This is a genomic window from Streptomyces sp. NPDC051963, assembly GCF_044593495.1.
GTDB lineage: Bacteria > Actinomycetota > Actinomycetes > Streptomycetales > Streptomycetaceae > Streptomyces.
Window position 1 is genome coordinate 53760 of record NZ_JBIUCC010000018.1, and the last position, 20852, is coordinate 74611.

Genomic DNA, 20852 nt, shown 5'->3' on the forward strand with positions numbered 1-20852 from the left:
TGGCGAAACACGTTGGCGTTGTGCGCCTGCCTCAGCTCCTCTCGAAGCCGAACGCCGGTCTGGCCGTCCTGCCTCAAGCGCGTCCACCGGGGACGCCAAGGCTCCTTGGGTCTCCGCGGTCTCAAACAGCGGCAGGGCGACGTCCAACACGGCCTGGCCGGGGCCTGTGACACCGCCCAAGGCCCAAGTGCGCATTAGAGCCTTGGGAGCCGGGTAGGCGCGGGTAGGGCCCTTCGCCACCATGTCAGTGAACTCCGCAATCCAGGCGATCAGTTCGACGCCAGTGGGTAGCGCGACTTCGAGTCCGCCGCCCAAACACCGGCTCTACACAGCGGCGATGGCGGGCGGAGGAAGTTGCTTGAACTCGTTAACAGAAGCTTCCGGGCAAGGTGATTGCACACCTTTCGGACGCTGCAAGGCGTGACGTGCCGAACCGAGATTGGGGGCGTTGCCCCACTGATCGCGCCCATCACACCCCCGCGCAGGCGGGACCCCAATCGAGCAGGCGAGGATGCTTCCCTCCAACGCCAAGTCCTGAGCACAGGCGTCCGGATGCTCACTGGGAACGCTTTGATCCAGGCATGACTTCCGATCGTGCCGACGGCTCAGGTTGTGACGCTGTCTGCCAGGAAACGATTGATCTCAGCGGCCACTGCGGAGGGATGCTCGATGTGCGGCCAATGGCCAGCCTTCTCGATCTCGGTCACCTTCGTCTTGGCCGAGTCGAACCGCGCCGCGACCGCGGTGGCCACGACCTCGCCAGTGACCAACGGGTCGTCGGCACCAGGAAGGACAAGTACCGGCCCGGAGAAGCCACTGGGCCGCTGGCCGTCCGGATAGCCGTTGTTCCACACATCCGCCAGCGCCCGCACGACCTCGGGGCGGGCCTTAGCGGCAACCGTGGCAAGTCGCTCCACCTCGGCTTCGGGGGCCGACGGCGCAGTCTGCCGACGGGCGGCCCCGAGCTCCGGCGCCCCAAGTCCACCCAACGATCGGAAGGTCTCGATGGCCTCATCCGGCAACCGGGTACCGGCCATCGGGATCGGCGACACCAGCACCAGGCCCTTCGCCCGATCGGGGCGCGCCGTGGCAACCAGTTCGACGACGGGTGCCGCCATGCTGTGGCCAACGAGCACGAACGGCTTGCCGACCGCGTCAACCACAGCGGACAGGTCGGCCGCGAATCGGTCAAACGTCAACGGCCCACTCGTCTTCGTGCGGTCTCCGAAGCCGGCCAGGTCCAACTGCACGGTCTCAAACTCGGATGCCGCAAGTTCGGCGATGACCGGGTTCCAGACGTACTGGTCATCGAGAAACCCGTGCATGAACACGATGGCACGGCCGCCCGCGCCGCCACGACGGAACACGATGTCGCTGTTCGGGATGGTTGTTGAACTCGCCATGGAAGCCCCTTGCTCGTCAAGCGGATATTGATCCGGACGTGAACATCGATGCGATCTCGAGGCGAGGGAGGTCATCAGGGTGCCAGCCATGTGCCCTGCCTGTAGCGACCACCAATCCTCGCTTGACGTAAGTGTATAGCTTTTGACTATGTCATTCAAGTCTTAGCGCTCGACCGCAGCGCTGAGCCCGCACTGCCCCGACGTCGCGTCACGTCGTGTCGTGAACAATGCTTGACCGTCGGAGCGGCTGAGCGGTCAGGGCCTCACGGCCACGACAGGGCGCGTCACGGGATGCCATGCTCCGACTCCATTCCCGACGGACCTTCACCTCGGCCTGAGTCGACATGTTCTTTACTGCGATGCCGCCGTCTCTAGGCATGCCCACGATGGGCGCTGAGGCTGATCCTTTGGAGTGGACTCCCTCAACACTGGATCTTGCCCAGCAGAGATCCTGAAGGGCGCCGTCGCGTTGCACCGAGCCGGCAGCGCCAGGCGTACGTAGGCGGCGTGGCCGCAGAGCTCGGGATCACCGGGGAGACGACGCTGCGTCCGCGGGTCCGCGAGGACACTGCCCAGCACACGTCCGAGCACCGCATGGACGGTGCCGACGAGAGTCCCGCCGGGGGGCCGACTTAGCTGTGGCCCGAGAGCGCCCGGCTACTCAAGGCGGAGAAGGAGTGGCAGCTGGAGCGCGAGAACAGGGGCGCCCTACGCGAGCCGGACCTTCGCCGACGCCTCCGACCGTGCGGCAGCCCCGCAGCATGGGAGGCGTCGGATTGAGCAACGCCAATGCTCAGGCCGAGTCATTCCTCCAGGGCCTCAAGCGGGAGTTGCTCCACAGACGGCACTGGACTTCCGAAGCGCAGACGGGGCTCGAGTCATTCCGCTGGCTCGCTCACTACACCCGGCGCCTACGGCGCTCTGCTCTTGGCTACCGCACACCGATCGAGTTCGAACAGCGGCTGATCACATCAACTGCGCTGTAACTCGCCGCGTGAAACCCGGTGTCAACTCCTGGGGACCAACCTCAGCCCCCGTCCGTCCGGGCCGATCGAAGTGTCACCGTACATCGGGCCGAAGTGCGGTCACTGTCGATCGAGCAGTGCCTTCACCAGCCCTCGTGCCCATCCGGGCTCGGTGGCACCGTCGGTGAAGACGGCGCGGTAGTAGAGCGGGCCGAGCAGCGCGTCCGCGGCGCGCTCGACCTCCGGCGCGGACCCACCGCGCGAGCGCTCCCGGTCAAGCATCGCGGCGAGTTGAGCGTGCCGGTCCCTGGTGCAGGTGAAACCGCCCGCGGGGCCGGAACCGATGGCCGCGCGCATCAGCGCCAGCACGTCCGGGTCGGCCAGATCGGTCGCAACATCGCTGGTCCAGCGTTCGAGGTCCTCGCGCAAGGACCCGGTGTCCGGCACCACGATGTCGCCGCTGAACCGGCTGGTCGCCACATCGCCGAGCAACTCGGAGACCGACCCCCAGCGACGGTAGAGCGTTGTCGGATGGACCCCGGCGCGATGGGCGACGGCAGGCAGGGTGAGCACTTCGTCGGGTTCCTCGACCAGGAGTTCCTGTACCGCCCGATACACATCGGCGCGCACCCGGGCGGAGCGACCTCCAGGCCTGGCGTTCGTCAGCATGCCTTCATTATCGCATCGATCGATGCGTTTGAGTTATGGTGGGCCCAAACGCATCGATCTTTGCTCTAAGGAGTCGTCGTGTCCGAGCCCTCCCTGCTAGCGCCGACCGCGCCGCCGCGCCGGCTGTCGCCCCGGCTGTCCCATCCGGTCAGTTTCGCGGCGGTCGCCGCGATCTCCGTCCTCTTCCTGGCCGCCTCCAGCGCCCCGTCCCCGCTCTACGTCGTCTACCAGGCGAAATGGCACTTTTCGGCGACCACGCTCACGGTGGTCTTCGCGATCTACGTGCTGGGGCTGATCGCCTCGCTGCTCGTACTCGGGGCACTGTCCGACTACCTCGGGCGCCGCCCGGTCCTCGCGGCCGCGATCGCCTTGGAAGCGGCCGCACTCGTGGCGTTCGCCTTCGCGGGCAACGTCGCCGTGCTGTGCCTCGCCCGTGTCCTGCAGGGGATCGCGACCGGCATGGCGATGAGCACGCTCAGCGCAACCCTGGTCGACCTCAACCCGCCGCACGCACCTGGCCGCGCCGGGCTGATCAATGGTGTCGCGCCAACCAGCGGCCTCGCGTTGGGTGCGCTCGGGTGCGGCGCCCTGGTGCAGTACGCGCCCTCCCCCACTCAACTGGTCTGGTTGCTGCTGCTGGGCGGCATGGTTCTCGCCGCTCTTGCCGTCTGGCGGATACCTGAGACCTCGGCGTCGCGCGCCGGCGTCGCCGCCTCACTGAAGCCGCGGGTGGGCGTGCCCGAACGGCTCCGCCCGGACTTCTACTCACTCGTGCCCATTCTGATCGCCAGTTGGGCACTCGGTGGCCTGTATCTCTCGCTGGGTGCGTCGGTCGCCGCAGGGATCTTCGGGCTGACCAACCACCTCATCGGCGGGCTCGTCGTCACACTGCTTTGCGGAACCGGCGCGCTGACGGCACTCGTCCTGCGGAAGCGGCCGGTCGCCATGGTCCTGCGCATCGGGGCTGTGCTGCTGGCCGCGGGAACGGGTGCGACGCTGGCCGGCGTCCTCAATGACACGGTGGCACTGGCCATCGTCGGCACAGTGCTCTCCGGCATCGGTTTCGGCGCCTCGGCACTGGCCAGTTTCGCCACGCTAGCAAGGATTTCCGGGCCGTCCGAGCGCGGCGAGGTGTTCTCTGCGGCCTACATCGTCGCGTACACGGCCTTCAGTGTTCCCGCCGTCATCGCCGGATTCGCCGCGACGTCAGCGGGGCTGCGCGACACGTCGGTCGTGTACAGCTCCGCGGTGATCGCCCTCGGAGTCGCCGCCCTTGCGGCGCAGCAGCTTCGGTCCCGGAAGCTGAGCTGACCCCACCCTGCCTCCACGGTCAGGACGAGCCGGCACACAGCCCGCGCATCGCGCCCCGGCGTCAGTGACCAGGCGCCCTTCGGCCTCGTGGAGCCATCATTCATGCGATACGGCAGCCGCTGCGGCCAGCCACACAGGTCGTACGCAGCGGCTGCCACGCGCCAACGCACAGCCCGGCCGGCCCGTCGCACGGCCGGGCGCAGCCTCTGGGCTGCGGCCTACGAGTGGTCGCCGGACTCGACGGCCTGCCGCGCGGGCTGCGCGACGCCGAGCTCTCGTTCGCGCTTGCGCGCCCGCGACGCTCGAAGATTGATCGCGTTGCCGCACACCCGAGCGTCGTGCCACACGCCGCTGTTGTTGCGCGAGCGGTCATAGAACGACACTCTGCATCGATCGTTGCGGCACACCTTCAGCCGCCGCCAGGTATCCAAACTCTGGGCCGTGAACATCTCGATCAGCACCATCGCACCAACGCGCCGGCTTCCCTCACCACGAGGTTCCAGGACCACCCGGCCATCGGGCGCCAGCCGTGCGGACACAGACGACGACGGGAGTATCGGCCCACCATGGTTCTGATCGCCGTGCCCGACCAACGTGTTCAGATCAACCCGCAGATCTCGCAGCCGGTCCAAGTCGGCCTCGCGGAGGGGGACCCGCTCCTGTCGTAGACCAGTCTCCAGCGACCATGCCCCAACAACGCCGTCCACCCAACTCTGAGCATCCTCAAGGTCGGCGAGGAGGTCAGGCATGCGCGGCTGCTGGATCGATCGAGTGTTGAGTACGTCCTGAACCAAGCCCAGCCCGCCGGGAGCATGAGGCAATTCATATCTGTCTGTCGCTGGCCAGCCCATGGCGCCACTATAACGCGCTCACCCAAGGCATGACAGGACCATAGTTACGTCACCTGCGTCTCCCTCTCGGGCTTCTACGTCATCAACCGAATGGGAGCCCCCGACTGGAAGGCGGCGATGTCCTCGACGGAGTCCTGATAGAAGATCTCGTACAGCTCATCGGTGACGTACCCCACGTGCCCGGTGAGTAGCGTATTGCGCATTTGTCGCAGGGGGTGGTCCGCAGGCAGCGGCTCCGTGTCGAAGACATCGATCGCGGCCCCGCGAATCCGGCCCTGCCCCAAGGTTTCGACCAGCGCTTCCTCGTCGACAATCGGCCCGCGCGAGGTGTTCACCAGAATTGCCGTGGGCTTCATCGATCGCAACTCCCGCTCGCCGACCAATCCGCGCGTTCGCTCGCTCAGCACGAGGTGGATTGACAACACATCACTCTCAGCGAACAGCCGTTCCTTCGTCACCGCTCGCACCCCCTGCTCAGCGGCCCTCTCGGCGGTGAGATTCTGGCTCCATGCGATCGGCGTCATGCCGAACGCCTGCCCGATGCGCGCGACCGTGGACCCGATTCTGCCCACTCCCAGAACGCCGAGGGTCTTGCCGTGCAGCCCAGTGGCAACGGAAACCTGCCAGCCACCGGCGCGCACCGAGTCCGCCTCGTCCACCAGGTTCCTGGCCGCACCGAGGATCAACGCCCACGTGTGCTCTGCGGTGGGGTGGGAGAAATATCGGGTTCCGCACACGGTGATCCCTAGCTCTCGCGCCGCCGCTACATCGACAGCGGAGTTCACCGGGCCGGTGCTCACCAGAAGCCGAAGGCGGGTCAACCTCTTCAAGACCTCGGCGGGGAACCGCGTGCGCTCCCGCATGGCCACGAGCACATCGAACTCGGCCAGGCCGCGGACGACCTCGTCGGCATCGGCGAACGGCTCAGTAAAGACCGTCGTCTCGGCATCCAGGGAGTTCCAGTCGGCGAAGCCCAATGCGACGTTCTGATAGTCGTCCAGGATCGCGATCTTCGTTCGGCCAGTCACGTCGATGACCTCCGGTTGCAGTGTGGGCCAGCAGTCGCCACTCCTCAGAAGTGACATAGTCGTATACCGTACACCTATGCCGATGAGCGGCCCGACCGAACCGCCCGGCCGTCGCAGCGCCTTTTCACGGTGACTACGAGCGGCACGGGATTGCACGACAGGGCGACCCTCGGACCATGATCACGAGAGCGGGCCGCAAGCAGGCCGTTCACCGATGAGAGGAGATCACGATGCCCATGATCGACGTTTACACGGTCAAGGGGACGTTCCCCAGCAAGCACGCACTGGCCCAGGAACTGGCACGCACGATCATGCGCTGGGAGCAGGTGCCGGAGATCCCCTTCTTCACGGACAACACCGCAGCGTTCATCCACGAACTGGACGCCGATGCCCTCTCGACCGCTGGCGGCGGCAGTGACTACGTGCGCGTGAACGTGACGACGAACGCCGAAGCACTCAACCGGGATCAGCAACTCGGTGTAGTCAAGGACATAACCGCCGTCATCGCCAAGGCGGCCGACGACCCCACCCTGGCGGAGCGCACCTGGGTGGCGCTCACGCAGGCCGTACCGGGGGGCTGGGGAATCAGCGGCCACTCTTACACCAATGAGGAGATCGTCCAGAAGGCGCGAAAGCTCCTCGGCAAGGCGTAGCCGCCGGACCCGGCGCATTGGCGGGAGGCAATCCTCCAGGCGGTGGCGGACCATCTCCTCCCCGTCGCCGTCGCACGTACAGAGACCACCGCCGCAAATGTGGCACCTCTGCGAACTGCCCGCGGGTCGACGTGACTTGCGTGGACCCGGGCACTGCGCTGCCTGCGGCTCGACAGCAGACGGATGATCTCGCCGTCAGCGACTTGCAGTTTGAGCACGGCATCCATGGCACCGCCGGCCGCGTCCAGCACCTGGTCCAGGATGTGGCCCTGGACGGCGCTGCGCGGAAAGCCGTCGAGCAGGTGGCTACGGCGGCGCTATTTGGGCTCTGGCAGCGATCACGGGGAGCCGTCGCAGTCGGTGAAGGGGGGTGTCCTCTCCGCATCGGAGCTTGTCCGTCGCTCCCCAGACACCAGCCGCACCCGAGCCTGGCCACGTTGTCCCTGGGCAAGCTGAGGCTGCTCGGGGTCGCGAACCTGCTGGGCGCCCAGCTGGCCGACGACGGCATTCGGGTCCTCACGGTCAACGGAGCGGTCGAGCCGGCATCCCGTTCGGCCCCGAGCACTTCGCTGAGCGGTATCGGCGGGCGATCGGCGACGCCAAGCCGGGTTGCGTCAACGAGCACTTCAGCGGGGCCTGAGCCGACTCCATCCGGACCAGAGAAGCCACACGCGTTGGACAGCCTCCTGCCCCTCGGCCGGTTCCCCCGGACCGGCCCCAGCAGGCGGATCGGAACCCCGCCGCCCTGTTCCCGCTCCAGGAGACCGGGGCCGGGGAAGGCGAGCCCCTCGCCGACGACCACCACGAGCGCGTCGCCACCGTCCACAACAACGGCTCTGTGGTGCTCGGCACCGACGGTGGACTCGCCTACTGGGTCCTCGTCGTGACCGGTCTTGAACGAGGCAGGGTCTGGCCCGTCGCCGACGTCAGCGCCTATCCGTATCCCCTGCTGAAAGCGCTCGACTTCCTGGACCGGGTGCAGCGCCGGCACACCGGCAACGGCTGGTCGGACTGACCCCAACCCGCACGGAGCCTGAGGCTCTGCGAGGAAGCCGGCCTGGCGAACGGCCGCCGCGTGATCGATACCAGCAGGCCATGCAAGCCGCCGCCGACACAGCAGACTGAACGCGTGTGGGGGGTGGCCGCGACCAGACTGCAGCCACCCCATGCGCTGCTCGGCGTCGCCGTGACAGTGTCTTCATGAACTCCGGGGCCACGGCAGCTCACCTCTGCCTCCAGCCGAGAGCCTTGGCAATGGCATGCCCTGCTTCCGCAAGATCGGGCAGGGTAGACCGTCGGACGTGATCGAGAACGCGCTCCGGCACACTACGCAGGTGCGCAGGGTAGGCCCGCTGCGATCTCTCCAACCCCTTCGCCGTGAGGGCGACTTCGACGCCCTCACCGCCGGGCTCACCCTCCAATGAAGCTCGGCCCCGATGGAGCCATGAACCGCATCAAAAAGATCAAAAGGCAGCTGTACGGACGGGCCGAATTCGAACTACTCCGCAAGATGATCCTGCTCCCGCGACCGACCGTGACGGCTCCCAGTGATCGCTGCCAGAGCCCAAATGGCGTCGTCGTAGCCAAGCAGGAATCCGTCGACGGCGCCCGACTCGGCCATGCGCTGGCGGACCACATGGAGGCCGGTCTTCATCGGTGATGCAACAGGCGGCGCCTGGTCATGCGGACCTAGTCCCAGGTGCGTTCGTTGAAGACGGGCCCGGGGCCAGCCCTTCACGGCTGCCCCCGGGCCTGCCCATCTAGCCAGCTAGACCGGCTGGCTACCTGCCTTCGAACGGCACCTGCGGGCGGTCGGTGATGTCGCCGCCGGAGATGTAGAAGTCGACCGCGGACTTCATTCCGATCTTGAGGTCATAGGTGTCAAGTATGGGATCGAAGAGATCGACCATCGCATCGTCGGCCGCCTGAATGCCGTTGGTAGCCGCGTACCTGAGAAGCTGCTTGTGCACGGCGTGCACCAGTGCGGGTCCCTTCGCCACCTTCCGGGCGAACTCGGTCACCTCACTGAGCAGGTCGGCCTCTTCAACGACCCGGTTCACCACTCCGTGCTGAAGCATTACCTCAGCAGGCACCTGTTCCGACGTGAGAAGCCACTCGTAGGCAAGCTGACGGCCCGCCCGCTCGGCCGAACGGTGCGCGCCACCGATACCGGTGAAGTACCCGATCGTCTGCTCGGTGTTGCTGAAGCGCGCGGACTTCGTCGCGAAGATGAGGTCCGTGCGGAGGGCCATCTCGTACCCGCCACCGTTGCAGAGACCTTGCACGGCCGCGATCACCGGGATCGGGAGCCTCTCGATCCGATAAGCGACCTCGTTGTACCGGCGGAGCATTGCAAGAATTTCGTGCCTTGGCATCTCCGGCCAGCCCAGAATGTCACCACCGTGGCAGAAATCCGGTCCATCGCCGGCGAGGATCAGCACTCGCGCTTTGGCGGCGACCACCTCATCCAGCGCGACATCGAACTCATCCATCATCTGCACGCCAAACCGGTTGTCCGGCGGCTTGTTCATCGTGATTGTTGCGACGTTTTCGATAATTTCCAGTCTGGACTGCTTCATTGCAGCGATCTCCTGACCAATAGCTTCGATGTCAAACCCTTGAGGAGCCCGATACAGTGCACGATCGAACGGCAGATCGGAGTCCCGAAGGCAACGGTGCGCTGCCGCGGCGATTTAGAGTGCGCAGAGATTGACCGTTCCAACAAACGTAACGATCCGTACCTTCCCTATCAAGGACCGCCTAGCGATCGATTGATCGAGGTTCCCGATTGTTCCTGACTTTTGAATAACGACTGTTGACCTCACCACTTCAGCGATATTGAGTGACCCAAGTCACTTGTCGCCATGAGGAAGAGGTCATCGCTATGCGTTCACCCGAAAACCTGGCTGATTCCCCGATATCCCGCCCCGCTGCCGCTCCTGATCATGTCGGTGTGGTCGGGCAGCGCGGGGCTGTCGCACCGTCAATTCGGTACGAGGCGCATCCGTATCGAGTCCAAGGCCGCTCTGTTCTGCTCGTCCGGACATTCAAGTCAGCCGGCCCGACGGCCGACTCTGGCGGCGGCCGGGTGGTCGAGGCAGCTCGATCGACGCACTTCCCTGCTGTCTCGACACCAGTGACAGGGGAACATTGTGGTTGAGAAGCTCACGACCAGCCTGGCGGAGTACGAGCGTCGCGCACGGGGCCTGTTGCCGAGCGACCTTTTCGAGCGCTGGTTCGGGTCCAAGGGCGACCCGCTGTGGCTGTCAAACACCAACAATCTCGACGCTTACGACCGGGTGTTCCTCCGCCCTCGAGTGCTCGCTGCAGAGCCTGCGGTCGGACTCTCCACGACAGTGCTCGGCAAGAGAGTCAACTCCCCGGTCTACCTTGCGCCCGCGGGCGCGCAGGGCCGCTTCCACCCTGAAGCCGAACTCGCCTCGGCGCGAGCGGCCAGATCGGCCGGCACGATCTTCGCTCTGAGTTCGGCATCGACCTACAGCATGGAGGAAGTCCGTGCGGTTTCCGACGGGACGCTCTTCTTCCAGCTGTATGTGTTGAAGGACCGTGGTCTGACAGCGGACTTGGTGAAACGCGCTGAGGACGCCGGGTACGCCGCGATCATCGTGACCGTCGACGAGCCAGCCACGTGGAGCAACGAACGTGACGGGGCGTCCAACGCACTTCGCGAGTCCCGTCAGCCGAAGGAGCTGAAGTCGCACACGCCGACTACTCCGTTCGGGAACCTGCGCGGCACCGGGATCAGCAGCGAGGAGGGCCTGCTTGAGGCGATGGAGGCTCGGTTGAACTGGGCCGTCATCGACTGGCTTCGCGAGCGCACGGATCTTCCCTTGATCGTCAAGGGAATCCAGGTACCCGAGGACGCGCGACTGGCTGTTGAACACGGCGCGCAGGCGGTCGTGGTGTCCAATCACGGCGGACACAGCATGAATGGTGCCTATCCGACGATCCTGTCGTTGCCGGAGATCGTCGACGCCGTGAACGGCGAGGCGGAAGTCCACCTAGACGGAGGAATCCGTCGTGGCACCGACGTCCTCAAGGCGCTGGGACTGGGAGCCCGTGCTGTCGCCATCGGACGGGGCATGTACTGGGGCCTCGTCGTCGGCGGAGAGGACGGCGTCAAGGAAGTCCTCGACGTCCTCAAAGAGGAGCTCTACCTCGCGTGTCTCTTCTGCAGCGTCACCGACATCCGTGCCGTCAATCGCGCGCTGATCCGCCTTCCGCGGTGCTGACCCGGATCAAGTGATGCAGCCCGACGCCGAAGGCCGGCCAGTCGTCGTGACCGGCCGGCCTCGGCGCAACGTCAGCCAACCTTGAGGTGGAATATCTCCTCCAGCTCGAACGCAACCACTTTATTGGCCACCAGCGGAAGTCGCTCAAGCTGGCGCCTCGCCTCGTTGAAATCAGCGACCTCCAGGATGAGGGCGACGTCGGACGCGTCCTTTCCTCTGCGATACGACACGATGAGGACACCGTCGTCGCGCATCGCCCGCCCCGCCCTCTGCTCCGCCTCGCTGTACGGAACGAGAGCTTCGTGATCTTCGATGGTTGTCCTGGCCAGAACGTACATTGCTATCTCCTTAACAGTTGGTCAGGCGACCTAGGCGTGGGTGGTGGCGCGGTCGGTCCGGGTGGCGAGGAACCGTTCGGCGTCCAGCGCGGCCTGGCAGCCCGTCCCGGCTGCGGTGATCGCCTGCCGATAGGTGTGGTCGACCAGGTCGCCAGCGGCGAAGACCCCATCGATGTTGGTTTGTGTGGTGGAACCGGTGGTCAGCACGTAGCCCTCGTCATCGAGGTCGATCTCACCCATGACGAGTTCGCTCCGCGGTTCATGGCCTATCGCGATGAACAGGCCGCTTACCGGGAGCGACCGGGTGTGCCCCGTGGAGGTGTCGGTCAACTCCACGGCGCTGACGGTGCTCTCGCCCTCGATCGCCGTGACGGCCGAGTTCCAAGCCCAGCGAATTTTCGGGTTGGCCTCGGCGCGCTCGGCCATGATGCGGCTGGCGCGCAGCGAGTCACGGCGATGCACGACGGTGACGGACTTGGCGAAGCGGGTGAGGAACAGGGCTTCCTCCATCGCCGTGTCACCACCGCCGACGACGGCGATGTCCTGGTTGCGGAAGAAGAACCCGTCACAGGTGGCACACCACGACACCCCGTGCCCGGTCAGCTCGTCCTCGCGCTCGATGCCGAGCTTTCGGTAGGCCGAGCCCATCGCGAGGATGACGGCGTCGGCGGTGTACTCGGCATCCTGGGTACGCACGGTCTTGACCGGCCCTGCCAGATCGACGGAGATGACATCGTCGCTGACCAGCTCGGCGCCGAACCGCTCCGCCTGGGCGCGGATTCGCGCCATCAGGTCGGGTCCCAGGATGCCCTCGGGGAAACCGGGGAAGTTCTCGACATCCGTGGTCGTCATCAGGGCGCCGCCGTACTGCGAGCCCTCGGACACCAGGGGGGCCAGGTCGGCGCGAGCAGCGTAGAGAGCAGCGGTGTATCCGGCCGGTCCCGAGCCCACGATGATCACATTGCGATGCTGTACCACGTCTCCTCTTCCTGTTCCTGCTGTGGATCCATGGGCTGTCTCTCCCTTTGGCCTCGTCCGCACCTCCTGTGCGCCGGTACGCGCAGGCTGCGGCCGAGTTCTGACGGCGAGAGGGAAGGGCACTACCCGGGGTGCGACTTCGCGCAGAACACCGGACACGCCACTTCTTCCGGCTGTGGCCCGGCATGAACCTCGATCGTCCAAGGTCTATAGCGGAGGCCCAGAAAGCCGGTCTTTCGAATGCTACTTCCACGCGCGGGTATTCGTAAGCCCCATATCTATCGCCAGTGCCGATCAGTCGATCGCGACACGGCGCTTGATGACCCACGCCGAAAGGGCGGAGAATTGCAGATGCTCTGGAATGACTCAAGACTCCCGCGTCCCCCTGGTATTCAGGAGTCGGCCAACCAATTGTTGGCACCCTCTAAGATACGGCGGGGGCGAGGAGGCGTTGCGGGGCTACCGTAAAGACCGAGCCAGCACCGGGAGATGCGAATGACCTCCAGTAAAAGGACGATTGCGGAGCAGGTCGCTGATTTCCACGCCGCGCAGGCGGCTGCCATTGAGAACGCTTCGAACGCAGACGTAGACCGTACCCGCCCTGTCGATCTGCCGGATGTTGTCACGGCCACTCTCGGCAGCCAGGGAGCGGAAACGGCGGCCAGGATACGGAACTCCGAGGATCCCGCCGCTCTGCGCGCCGCCTTCGGCGCCGAGTTGGCCGCGCTGAATGGCGCCGGTGTTCCGGCTGGCGTGGCGGCCGCCGGTGCGACCATGCCCGACGGTCACTTGTTGGACGTCGCCAGCAACGGCACGAGTCTGACTGAGGCGCGCGAAGGACAGGCAGCCGTCGTTGTGTTCTACCGCGGTGCGTGGTGCCCCTACTGCAATGTCGCCCTGCGCACCTATCAGAACGAACTCGTTCCCGCACTCACGGGTCGTCAGGTGAAGCTGATCGCGATCAGCCCGCAGGCGCCGGACGGCTCGCTGACCATGCAGGAGGCCAATGAGTTGACCTATACGGTTCTCTCCGACCCAGGCAATCAGATCGCCGGAACGCTCGGCATTCTCACGCGGCCGAGTGATGACGCCCGCGCCGCCCAGGAAAGCCTGGGCGTTGACATAGCGGGTGGGAACGCCGATGGCACCGACAGCCTGCCGATGCCGACCGTCGTCATCGTCGACGCGGCGGGGATCATCCGCTGGATCGACGTCCACCCGAACTACGCAACCCGTACCGAGACCGAAGAGATCCTCGGGGCCCTGGCCCTCTCACTGGACTGAGGTATCACGGCCGGTTCTCCCGCGGAGGCGGCCAGGAGAGGTGATGCGATTCCACTCCTCGTCGTCACCGCGGAGACCTGTTGTGGTCGCCATACCGGCGAGAGCGCTCGCCCCGAGTCGGAAGTCGTCGAAATGTCCCAACGAGAAACGGTCCACGAGTCTCCGCAGTCCGGTCACGCGACCGCACCTAGCTCAGGGGCCGGCCGATGGTGGATCCTCTGCGTGATCGGCACCGCGCAACTCATGGTCACCCTGGACACAACGATCGTGAACATCGCCCTGCCGTCAGCGCAGCGGGATCTCGCGTTCTCGACGCCAGACCGTCAATGGGTTGTCACCGCCTACGCTTTGGCATTCGGATGTCTGCTTCTTGTCGGTGGTCGCATTACCGATGTCGTCGGACGGAAGAGAGCGTTCATCCTCGGCCTCGCCGGATTCGCTGTCGCTTCGTTCGTGGGCGGTGCGGCGACGAGTCTCGGTACACTCGTTGCCGCGCGCGCCACGCAGGGAGCGTTCGGCGCCCTGGTCATGCCGGCGGCTCTTGCCCTTCTCATCGAGACTTTCACCGACCTGCGTGAGCGGGCTCAGGCTTTCGCCGTCTACAGCATCATGGCCACAGTCGGCGGAGCGGTCGGTCTCATGCTGGGCGGCGTCCTCGCCGAGTACCTGTCGTGGCGGTGGTGCCTGTACGTGAACGTCGGTTTCGCACTCTTCGCCATCGCCGGGGCCGTACCTCTGATCGCGTCTCGGGCCGAAAGGCAGAACGTCGCCTTCGACGTCCCCGGGAGCGTCACATCCTTCGGCGGTCTGGCGGCCATCGTGTACGGGTGCGGTGAAGCATCGTTGCACGGCTGGGGACATCCGCTCACGTACGGCCCCATCATCGGCGGAATTCTGCTCCTCGGTGTCTTTGTCATGATCGAACGCTCCGTATCTGCTCCGCTTGTTCCGCTGAGGGTCCTGGCGAACCGGACGCGTGCAGCCGCATACATCGGTCGGACGATCGGGGGGCTGAACGCAGCAGGTTTCTTCCTTGTCATGACCTACTACTTTCAGAGCTTGCTCGGCTTTTCACCGACACGTGCGGGGGTCGCGTTCCTACCGTTTCTCATCCTGTTCATCACCGGTGCCCAACTCGCGCAGCGGCGCTTGATCAGCGCACTGGGACCCAAGACCGTGATCCCCACGGCAATGGTCATCGGAGCGGCCGGTCTCGTATGGCTGAGCCGCATGGGACTGCACAGCAGCTACATATCAGTTGTTCCGGGGATGATGATCCTCGGATTGGGAGCGGGGACGTTTGTCGCGTCCTCGGTCAGCCTGGGACTCGGCGGTGTCGACCCCGCGGATGTCGGCGTTGCCTCAGCTCTGGTCACGGCCTGCTATCAGCTTGGTGCATCGATCGGAGCTCCTCTGCTCAACACCGTGGCGTCGAACGCGACCGCCGAATACCTCGCCGCCCATCACCGCGACGGCCACGTTGCGCGAACGGCGTCATTGCACGGCGCAGTCCTCGCCCTCCTCACGATGGCAGCGATCTTTTTGGCTGCCGCGCTGGTGACATTGTTGCTGCATCGACGGCGCGAGCGGAGCCCGCAGGCTCCGCCGCCGTCACCGGATGTCGGTACGGGTGACGCTGTAGCGGCCTAGCGGGCGCGAGCAACGATGCCCCTGTCCGCGGGACCCGCCAGCGCCAAGCCACCCGAACAAGCCGGTGCCCACGCCTGGTTGGGTCGCCGCCAGCGCCGGCCAGCTGTTGCGCTGAGGCCAGACCAGCTTCTGCCGCGCGTACGGCAATGCCGTCGAGTGATACCTGCGCGGCGACGACCGCCTGGTGCAGGCGCGCCTCCGCACGAACTGCCCGCGGCCCGGGTCCCGGAGTCCTGCCCCTGGCACGTCAGCCGCGACATCGACCATCCCGCGGGCGGCGGGAGCAGCTGGTGCTGGTTGGCCCATGATCTGCTGCGCCTCGCCGGGCTCGGCGTCGTCGGCTGCGCCGCAGCTGTCCGGGTTGCGCCGGTCTCTCGCTCTGCGCACGCGCCGTCTGCTCGACGCCGGAGTCCTAGCTCCGCCTGCCACACCGACCGGCGGTGCGCCACCGGGTGAGGCATCCTGCCGTCCGGCCCGGCCCGTGGTGCAGCTGTTTTACGTACGCCACCAGGCCTCCAGTCCCGTCGAAGAAATCCAATGCGTCGCCCGTACACGACGCCGTACCCGCTGCACTGACGAGATCCTCAGTCTTAACCCTTTGCATTGCGTCTGGATCCTGGTGCCCCGTGAGCGCGTACCCGGATCTCCCCGACCCGCCCCGCCTCCGCCCGGGAGCTTCACCGGGCCCACTACCGCCTGACGTTCGCCGCGAATGCCGCCCGTACCCGGCTGATGACAGTCCAGAGCGGAAACAGCCCTGGCCATGCCCTGCACCGGCTGCGGCCAGACACTGTCCTGCCGATCGACCTGCTGACGACGCACTCCCCGGCCCGTCAGGGCCGCGTCCTGCCCAAAGCTGTCCTCCGCCCTCGCACCGACGCGCAGATCCGCGGGCCGTCGGCCCCAGCGGCCGACGGCTTCGGGATGTCCTGGACGAGCGGATCACGACCCTGCTCGCGCGCGAGCGACGCCAACGGCGTCACCGCGGCCGACATCCCCCGATCCGGCCGGCACCTCGCGCTACAGGCGGGAACCGGGAGGACCAGCACGCTGTGTCTGGTCGCCGCCGACACCAAACGCCGTGGCTGCTACGTGGATTTCCACCAGGACATCGCGCGCAGTGCCGCGGCCCGCTTCCCGTACACGGTGCACTGCCGCACCGCCCACGCCACCGCACTCGCCGCGCTCAGCCACCGCTACGCCAAGCGTCTCAACAGCCCCCGCAAGCCCGACTGGAGGACCGGCCAGGCCCTCCGAATCCTGCGCTCCGTGCAGGACCAGGAGCTACACGGAGATCGCTACTGCACCACACAGCGGGACGGCGTCATACGATCCGCGGACTCCGGCGCCAGCTTGAGCCTCCACCAGGTCGTCTGCGAATTGCAGACACTCCTCGCCTCTGGGTTCGGCGCCCATCCCACCTACCACCGCCACACACCCACTCCAACACGGCCTGACCAAGCCCTACTTCTTGTTCGATGCGAAAATTCGTGATCATGCCGTGGGCCACAAGGTGCCGATGACCGGCCGATGGATTCGGTTGCGCCGAACTGCCAATGCCCTGACACACGCGCGCGGAGGGACAGCCCGATCAGAATGTTCCTTCCCACTCGGCTGATGGCCCCTGTCGTCCCCCAGCCCGCTCGGGGATGACAGGGGCATCGAAGGTCGGTCCGACACATCACGCCGGGATGACTGGAAGGATGAGGCGAGAGGGCCGCAGGACGTCGTGGAACAGCGTCTGCTGCGCAACCCTGGTTCGGATCGCCTTGTCGATCGGTTCCCCAGTGTTGGTATTGCGATCCCACCGGGGAAAATTGCTCGAGGTCACTTGAAGCCGAATCCGGTGCCCGGCCGCGACAACATGGCTGAGGTTGCCCAACGACACATTCAGCTCGTAGACGGTGTCCGGCTGCATCGGTTGAGGGTCGTCGAAGGAGTCACGAAAACGGCCACGCACGATCCCTTCCGCCAGGTTCTGCACAAATCCATCCGGATGCACATCGCACAGGACAGCAACGAAGTCGGTGTCCGGTCCGTCCGTGCCAACGTGCAGATACGCCTCGACGGGGCCGGTGAGTTCGACCGGAGATTGCTGCGGTTCGGCGGTATAGACCAATACATCGTGCCGAGCCTGGTTCTTGTCCTGGTTGCGCACACCGCCACCGACGTACCGCCCGCCGGCTGTCGGAACGGGCGTATCAGGGTCGTAGCGATAGTGGTCAGGACTTTCCGGCCCGGGAGTCCCGACGGTCAGCGTTCCATCCCCCTCCGCGGTGTTCGCCGATCCTGCGCTGTGGAGATAGAAGTCGGTGAAGACTGTCCGTTCCAGCGGCCATTCCTTCTCCTCGCGCCACCGGTTCTCGCCCATGACGAAGATGCGGACAGGTGAGCGCGGAAGCTCGTGTCCGCCGTTCTTGAGGTAGTGGTCGAACCACGCGAGTTGCACGGCCACCAGCGACGTTGCCGCCTCCGGGCCGAAGTCGATATCGCCCGTGCCGCGGGAAGTCGGTTGGCTGTACGGCAGCAGGTGGGCCCAGGGGCCCATGAGAATGGCCTGGTTGTCCCGTGCACGCTCGGACATCGCGTGCTCGCGCAGACCATTGAAGTACTGCGGAGTGTCCCAGTTCGCGATGTCGTACCACGAGCCGAGATGAAGCATGGGAACGTCCATGTTGTGGAACTGGCGGCGTACATCGACCGCCCACCAGTACGCTCCGTCGGCGGAGTGATGCAACACGTCGGCGAGGAACGGTGCGCCGGCGCCGAAGGTGTCGATCCAGTCAGCCAGCGGCATCCGGCGCAGTGCCTCATCTTTCAGCGGCGAGAACCGTACCGCCGGGTCGGCTTTGAGTGCCTCGAGCCGGGCCAGACCGTCAACGTCGCCGCTCTTTCCCAAAGTATCCAGTGCCATGTTCAAGAAATAACTCAGTGTCCAACTCAGCTCGAGGGCACCGCGCTGATACCAGTAATTCTCGAATGCGGCGAGGGGCGCTGACACAGGGATGCATGTGATGAGATGCTCCGGCCGTTGTGACGCTGCCAAATACTGCGCCAGCGCTCCATAGGATTGCCCGAATGTTCCGACACGCCCGTTCGATCCGGGCAGTTGGGCCGCCCATTCGATGGTGTCGAATCCGTCGTTGCCCTCGTAGACGAAGGGATACCAGACGCCTTCCGATCCGAAGCGGCCCCGGGTATTCTGAACAACGGTGAGATAGCCGTGCGAGGCGTAGAAGTCAGCTTCGTTGAAGGTCTCGGCGAGATCGTTCTCCCGGTTTCCATAGGGAGTCCGGCGCACGAGGACTGGAACGGATTCTGCGCCTTCGGGCCGGTAGATGTCGGCAAGAAGCCGTTTTCCATCCCGCGTAGACATGACGACATCGCATTCTCGCGTCACGGCGAAAGGACCACGTTGGTCGTACAAGCTCATGCTGTTCACTCCTTGGCAGGATTCGTCGATGTCGGCAAGTTCAGGCGCATCACCCACCGATGTGGAATCCGAGAAATGCTTCGAGAGCCTCCGGATTCTGAAGCGCTCCCATGCTGACCGCCTTGTCCGGGGCGACGCCGGCGAGAATCTTCTTCACGGGGACTTCACACTTCTTGCCGTTGAGTGTGCGCGGGACGGCGCCGACAGCGATGAATCGGTCGGGCACGTGTCGTGGGGACAGTCCTGAGCGAAGTGCCTTACGCAGGGAAGGTTCCACATCCGCCAGGTCAACTCCCGTCCGAAGAACCAGGAAACACAAGAGCAGGCCTTCGTCCTGGGCTCCCAACTCAGTGGTATCGATCACCAGCGAGTCGTCGACTTGGTCGAATCCCTCGACCACGGAGTAGAAGTCGGCGGTTCCCATCCGCACCCCGCCTCGGTTCAGCGTGGAATCCGACCGTCCGTAGATGACGAACGAATCCCGGGATGTGGCTTCAACCCAGTCGCCATGGCGCCATAGACCGGGGAGATCCTCAAAGTACGCCTCGCGCAATCGGACACCGTCCGGGTCGTTCCAGAACGCCACCGGCATCGAGGGCATCGGCCTGCCGATGACCAACTCGCCCACCTCGTCCCGCAGAATCCGGCCCTGTTCGTCCACCGCGCGTACGTCCGCTCCCAGAGACGCGCAGGACATCTCTCCCAGCCACACCGGCACCGTGGGGGCTGATCCCAGGAACGCTGTGCAGACATCCGAACCACCCGAAATGGAGCAGATCTGGATGTGTTCACCCACTGCGTCACCCAGCCAACGAAAGCCTTCCGCCGACAGTGGTGCTCCCGTCGAGCCAAGGGCCCGCATGGCAGAGAGGTCGTAGGACTCCCTCGGCAACAGGTCGGCTTTGAGGCACGATTGAATGAACGGCGCCGATACGCCGAACAGTGCCACCTGATGCTTTTCCGCCAGTTCCCAGAGCGCTCCGAGATCTGGATGGCCCGGGCTGCCGTCGTAGAGCACGATCGTCGCGCCGACCAGCAGACCGCTGACCAAGAAGTTCCACATCATCCAGCCGGTGGTGGTGAACCAGAAGAACCGCTCACCGGGGCGGAGGCCATGGTGGAGGCGGAGCATTTTCAAATGCTCGACCACGATTCCGCCGTGCCCGTGGACGATGCCCTTGGGGAGACCCGTCGTACCCGACGAATACAGGATCCACAGCGGGTGGTCGAACGCCACTGGCTCGAACGCGAGCTCCCCCGGGGTCCGGGTGAACTCCGCCCATGAAGTGGCACCTTCCAGCGCCGCGTCCGGATCCAGATAGGTAACCAATACGGTCTGCCGCAGCGTCGGCAGGTGGGTCTGAAGCGTCACGACGTTCTCAAGGATGTCGAAGCGCTTCCCGCCGTAGCAGTAACCGTCAACCGCGAGAAGCACTTTCGGCTCTGTTTGAACGAACCTGTCGCGGACGGCCGGTGTCCCGAACTCCGGCGAGCACGATGACCAGATCGCTCCCAGCGATGCGGCGGCGAGGAACATCACCAGCGTCTCCGGGCAGTTGGGCGCGAGTGCGACCACGCGGTCACCCTTGCCCACCCCGGCCTCGATCAGCCCTGTCCGCGCCCGTCCGACCTGGTCGCGCAGCTCCGCATGCGTGAGCACGCGCTCCAAGCCGTCCTCCCGGGCGAACAGCACCGCGACATCGTGGTCCTGCCTGCCCATACCCGGTGTGAGGGCGTGCTCGGCATAGTTCAGCGTCGCGCCCGGGAACCACCGTGCCCCTGGCATCTGCACGGATTCCAGCACCGCGGTCGGCGGGTCCCGGTACATCACTCCCAGGAACTCCGCCGCGGCAGACCAGAAACCCTCCAAGTCGCCCACCGACCACGCGTGGAGGGCCGCATAGTCCAGTTCGTCGACATCGACGCCCCGCGACCGCCGCACCCATCGAGCGAACTCCGCCATCTCACTCGTCCGCGCCTGCTCCGGGGACGGCGACCACAGAACCTCGGCCTTTTCCGCCGGCGCCGCCTTCATC

General features: G+C 65.6%; 21 protein-coding genes. 11 read left to right on the forward strand and 10 right to left on the reverse strand.

Annotated features, from left to right (window positions below):
- Positions 1-605 precede the first annotated feature (605 nt).
- Positions 606-1403: an alpha/beta hydrolase gene (locus ACIHFB_RS44580; RefSeq protein ID WP_365288079.1), complete on the reverse strand. Its 798-nt coding sequence runs from the start codon at positions 1401-1403 to the stop codon at positions 606-608.
- Between the two features lie 507 nt (positions 1404-1910).
- On the opposite strand from ACIHFB_RS44580, the gene ACIHFB_RS44585 reads away from it, so the two are divergent.
- Entirely contained in the window at positions 1911-2039 is a 129-nt protein-coding gene (locus ACIHFB_RS44585) for a hypothetical protein (protein ID WP_400129872.1), read from the forward strand.
- A gap of 125 nt (positions 2040-2164) precedes the next feature.
- On the forward strand, positions 2165-2389 hold the full coding sequence (locus ACIHFB_RS44590; protein ID WP_400129873.1) for an integrase core domain-containing protein: 225 nt from the start codon (positions 2165-2167) through the stop codon (positions 2387-2389).
- 99 nt (positions 2390-2488) lie between these two features.
- Here ACIHFB_RS44590 and ACIHFB_RS44595 read toward each other — a convergent pair whose 3' ends face one another.
- Positions 2489-3037, reverse strand: a complete 549-nt coding sequence (locus ACIHFB_RS44595) for a TetR-like C-terminal domain-containing protein (protein ID WP_365288077.1) — start codon at positions 3035-3037, stop codon at positions 2489-2491.
- A 78-nt stretch (positions 3038-3115) separates the two neighbouring features.
- On the opposite strand from ACIHFB_RS44595, the gene ACIHFB_RS44600 reads away from it, so the two are divergent.
- Entirely contained in the window at positions 3116-4348 is a 1233-nt protein-coding gene (locus ACIHFB_RS44600) for an MFS transporter (protein ID WP_365288075.1), read from the forward strand.
- A gap of 218 nt (positions 4349-4566) precedes the next feature.
- Here the strand turns inward: ACIHFB_RS44600 and ACIHFB_RS44605 are convergent, their stop codons facing one another.
- Both ACIHFB_RS44605 and ACIHFB_RS44610 read right to left on the reverse strand, forming a co-directional pair.
- Positions 4567-5199, reverse strand: coding sequence for a CGNR zinc finger domain-containing protein (locus tag ACIHFB_RS44605; protein ID WP_400129874.1), 633 nt, complete (start codon positions 5197-5199; stop codon positions 4567-4569).
- A 74-nt stretch (positions 5200-5273) separates the two neighbouring features.
- Complete coding sequence (locus tag ACIHFB_RS44610) at positions 5274-6284, reverse strand: D-2-hydroxyacid dehydrogenase family protein (RefSeq protein WP_400129875.1); 1011 nt, start codon at positions 6282-6284, stop codon at positions 5274-5276.
- 173 nt (positions 6285-6457) lie between these two features.
- On the opposite strand from ACIHFB_RS44610, the gene ACIHFB_RS44615 reads away from it, so the two are divergent.
- A complete protein-coding gene (locus ACIHFB_RS44615) occupies positions 6458-6880 on the forward strand; it encodes a hypothetical protein (RefSeq protein ID WP_365288069.1) in 423 nt (140 codons plus the stop codon).
- On the opposite strand, the gene ACIHFB_RS44620 is transcribed toward ACIHFB_RS44615, so the two are convergent.
- Positions 6826-7182, reverse strand: coding sequence for a nucleoside monophosphate kinase (locus ACIHFB_RS44620; protein ID WP_365288097.1), 357 nt, complete (start codon positions 7180-7182; stop codon positions 6826-6828). The two genes, ACIHFB_RS44615 and ACIHFB_RS44620, sit on opposite strands and share 55 nt — an antisense overlap.
- A gap of 536 nt (positions 7183-7718) precedes the next feature.
- On the opposite strand from ACIHFB_RS44620, the gene ACIHFB_RS44625 reads away from it, so the two are divergent.
- Both ACIHFB_RS44625 and ACIHFB_RS44630 read left to right on the forward strand, forming a co-directional pair.
- Positions 7719-7895: a hypothetical protein gene (locus ACIHFB_RS44625; RefSeq protein ID WP_365288067.1), complete on the forward strand. Its 177-nt coding sequence runs from the start codon at positions 7719-7721 to the stop codon at positions 7893-7895.
- Between the two features lie 429 nt (positions 7896-8324).
- Entirely contained in the window at positions 8325-8540 is a 216-nt protein-coding gene (locus ACIHFB_RS44630; protein WP_365288065.1) for a hypothetical protein, read from the forward strand.
- Positions 8541-8661: 121 nt separating this feature from the next.
- Here ACIHFB_RS44630 and ACIHFB_RS44635 read toward each other — a convergent pair whose 3' ends face one another.
- A complete protein-coding gene (locus tag ACIHFB_RS44635; protein WP_365288063.1) occupies positions 8662-9459 on the reverse strand; it encodes an enoyl-CoA hydratase/isomerase family protein in 798 nt (265 codons plus the stop codon).
- 573 nt (positions 9460-10032) lie between these two features.
- Here ACIHFB_RS44635 and ACIHFB_RS44640 point away from each other — a divergent pair.
- A complete protein-coding gene (locus ACIHFB_RS44640) occupies positions 10033-11133 on the forward strand; it encodes an alpha-hydroxy acid oxidase (protein WP_400129878.1) in 1101 nt (366 codons plus the stop codon).
- A gap of 71 nt (positions 11134-11204) precedes the next feature.
- Here ACIHFB_RS44640 and ACIHFB_RS44645 read toward each other — a convergent pair whose 3' ends face one another.
- Positions 11205-11471: a hypothetical protein gene (locus tag ACIHFB_RS44645; RefSeq protein ID WP_365288057.1), complete on the reverse strand. Its 267-nt coding sequence runs from the start codon at positions 11469-11471 to the stop codon at positions 11205-11207.
- Between the two features lie 30 nt (positions 11472-11501).
- On the reverse strand, positions 11502-12449 hold the full coding sequence (gene trxB / locus ACIHFB_RS44650; protein ID WP_400129879.1) for a thioredoxin-disulfide reductase: 948 nt from the start codon (positions 12447-12449) through the stop codon (positions 11502-11504).
- A 495-nt stretch (positions 12450-12944) separates the two neighbouring features.
- On the opposite strand from trxB, the gene ACIHFB_RS44655 reads away from it, so the two are divergent.
- The 4 genes from ACIHFB_RS44655 (at position 12945) to ACIHFB_RS44670 (ending at position 16877) form a co-directional block, all read left to right on the forward strand.
- Positions 12945-13733 (forward strand): peroxiredoxin-like family protein, encoded by a 789-nt coding sequence (locus ACIHFB_RS44655; protein ID WP_365288053.1) that lies wholly within the window; start codon positions 12945-12947, stop codon positions 13731-13733.
- Between the two features lie 222 nt (positions 13734-13955).
- A complete protein-coding gene (locus ACIHFB_RS44660) occupies positions 13956-15383 on the forward strand; it encodes an MFS transporter (RefSeq protein WP_400129880.1) in 1428 nt (475 codons plus the stop codon).
- Positions 15384-15398: 15 nt separating this feature from the next.
- Positions 15399-15839, forward strand: coding sequence for a DUF6083 domain-containing protein (locus tag ACIHFB_RS44665; RefSeq protein ID WP_400129882.1), 441 nt, complete (start codon positions 15399-15401; stop codon positions 15837-15839).
- Positions 15840-16115: 276 nt separating this feature from the next.
- Positions 16116-16877, forward strand: a complete 762-nt coding sequence (locus ACIHFB_RS44670; protein WP_400129883.1) for a hypothetical protein — start codon at positions 16116-16118, stop codon at positions 16875-16877.
- A 187-nt stretch (positions 16878-17064) separates the two neighbouring features.
- On the opposite strand, the gene ACIHFB_RS44675 is transcribed toward ACIHFB_RS44670, so the two are convergent.
- The gene (locus tag ACIHFB_RS44675; RefSeq protein ID WP_400129884.1) at positions 17065-18816 is read right to left on the reverse strand and encodes a CocE/NonD family hydrolase; all 1752 of its coding nucleotides are present in this window, start codon (positions 18814-18816) and stop codon (positions 17065-17067) included.
- 49 nt (positions 18817-18865) lie between these two features.
- Positions 18866-20851 carry an acetoacetate--CoA ligase gene (locus ACIHFB_RS44680; RefSeq protein ID WP_400129885.1) on the reverse strand — a complete coding sequence of 662 codons (1986 nt, stop codon included), beginning with the start codon at positions 20849-20851 and terminating at the stop codon, positions 18866-18868.
- Position 20852 lies beyond the last annotated feature (1 nt).

What these genes read in the sequence shown, in the direction of transcription:
- ACIHFB_RS44635 (WP_365288063.1), bottom strand. Translation starts at nt 9,459, where the DNA reads ATGAAGCAGTCCAGACTGGAAATTATCGAAAACGTCGCAACAATCACG.
- ACIHFB_RS44665 (WP_400129882.1), top strand. Translation starts at nt 15,399, where the DNA reads ATGCCCCTGTCCGCGGGACCCGCCAGCGCCAAGCCACCCGAACAAGCC.
- ACIHFB_RS44675 (WP_400129884.1), bottom strand. Translation starts at nt 18,816, where the DNA reads ATGAGCTTGTACGACCAACGTGGTCCTTTCGCCGTGACGCGAGAATGC.
- ACIHFB_RS44680 (WP_400129885.1), bottom strand. Translation starts at nt 20,851, where the DNA reads ATGAAGGCGGCGCCGGCGGAAAAGGCCGAGGTTCTGTGGTCGCCGTCC.
- ACIHFB_RS44595 (WP_365288077.1), bottom strand. Translation starts at nt 3,037, where the DNA reads ATGCTGACGAACGCCAGGCCTGGAGGTCGCTCCGCCCGGGTGCGCGCC.
- ACIHFB_RS44630 (WP_365288065.1), top strand. Translation starts at nt 8,325, where the DNA reads ATGAACCGCATCAAAAAGATCAAAAGGCAGCTGTACGGACGGGCCGAA.
- ACIHFB_RS44670 (WP_400129883.1), top strand. Translation starts at nt 16,116, where the DNA reads ATGACAGTCCAGAGCGGAAACAGCCCTGGCCATGCCCTGCACCGGCTG.
- ACIHFB_RS44610 (WP_400129875.1), bottom strand. Translation starts at nt 6,284, where the DNA reads ATGTCACTTCTGAGGAGTGGCGACTGCTGGCCCACACTGCAACCGGAG.
- ACIHFB_RS44655 (WP_365288053.1), top strand. Translation starts at nt 12,945, where the DNA reads ATGACCTCCAGTAAAAGGACGATTGCGGAGCAGGTCGCTGATTTCCAC.
- ACIHFB_RS44645 (WP_365288057.1), bottom strand. Translation starts at nt 11,471, where the DNA reads ATGTACGTTCTGGCCAGGACAACCATCGAAGATCACGAAGCTCTCGTT.
- ACIHFB_RS44590 (WP_400129873.1), top strand. Translation starts at nt 2,165, where the DNA reads ATGGGAGGCGTCGGATTGAGCAACGCCAATGCTCAGGCCGAGTCATTC.
- ACIHFB_RS44605 (WP_400129874.1), bottom strand. Translation starts at nt 5,199, where the DNA reads ATGGGCTGGCCAGCGACAGACAGATATGAATTGCCTCATGCTCCCGGC.
- ACIHFB_RS44580 (WP_365288079.1), bottom strand. Translation starts at nt 1,403, where the DNA reads ATGGCGAGTTCAACAACCATCCCGAACAGCGACATCGTGTTCCGTCGT.
- ACIHFB_RS44615 (WP_365288069.1), top strand. Translation starts at nt 6,458, where the DNA reads ATGCCCATGATCGACGTTTACACGGTCAAGGGGACGTTCCCCAGCAAG.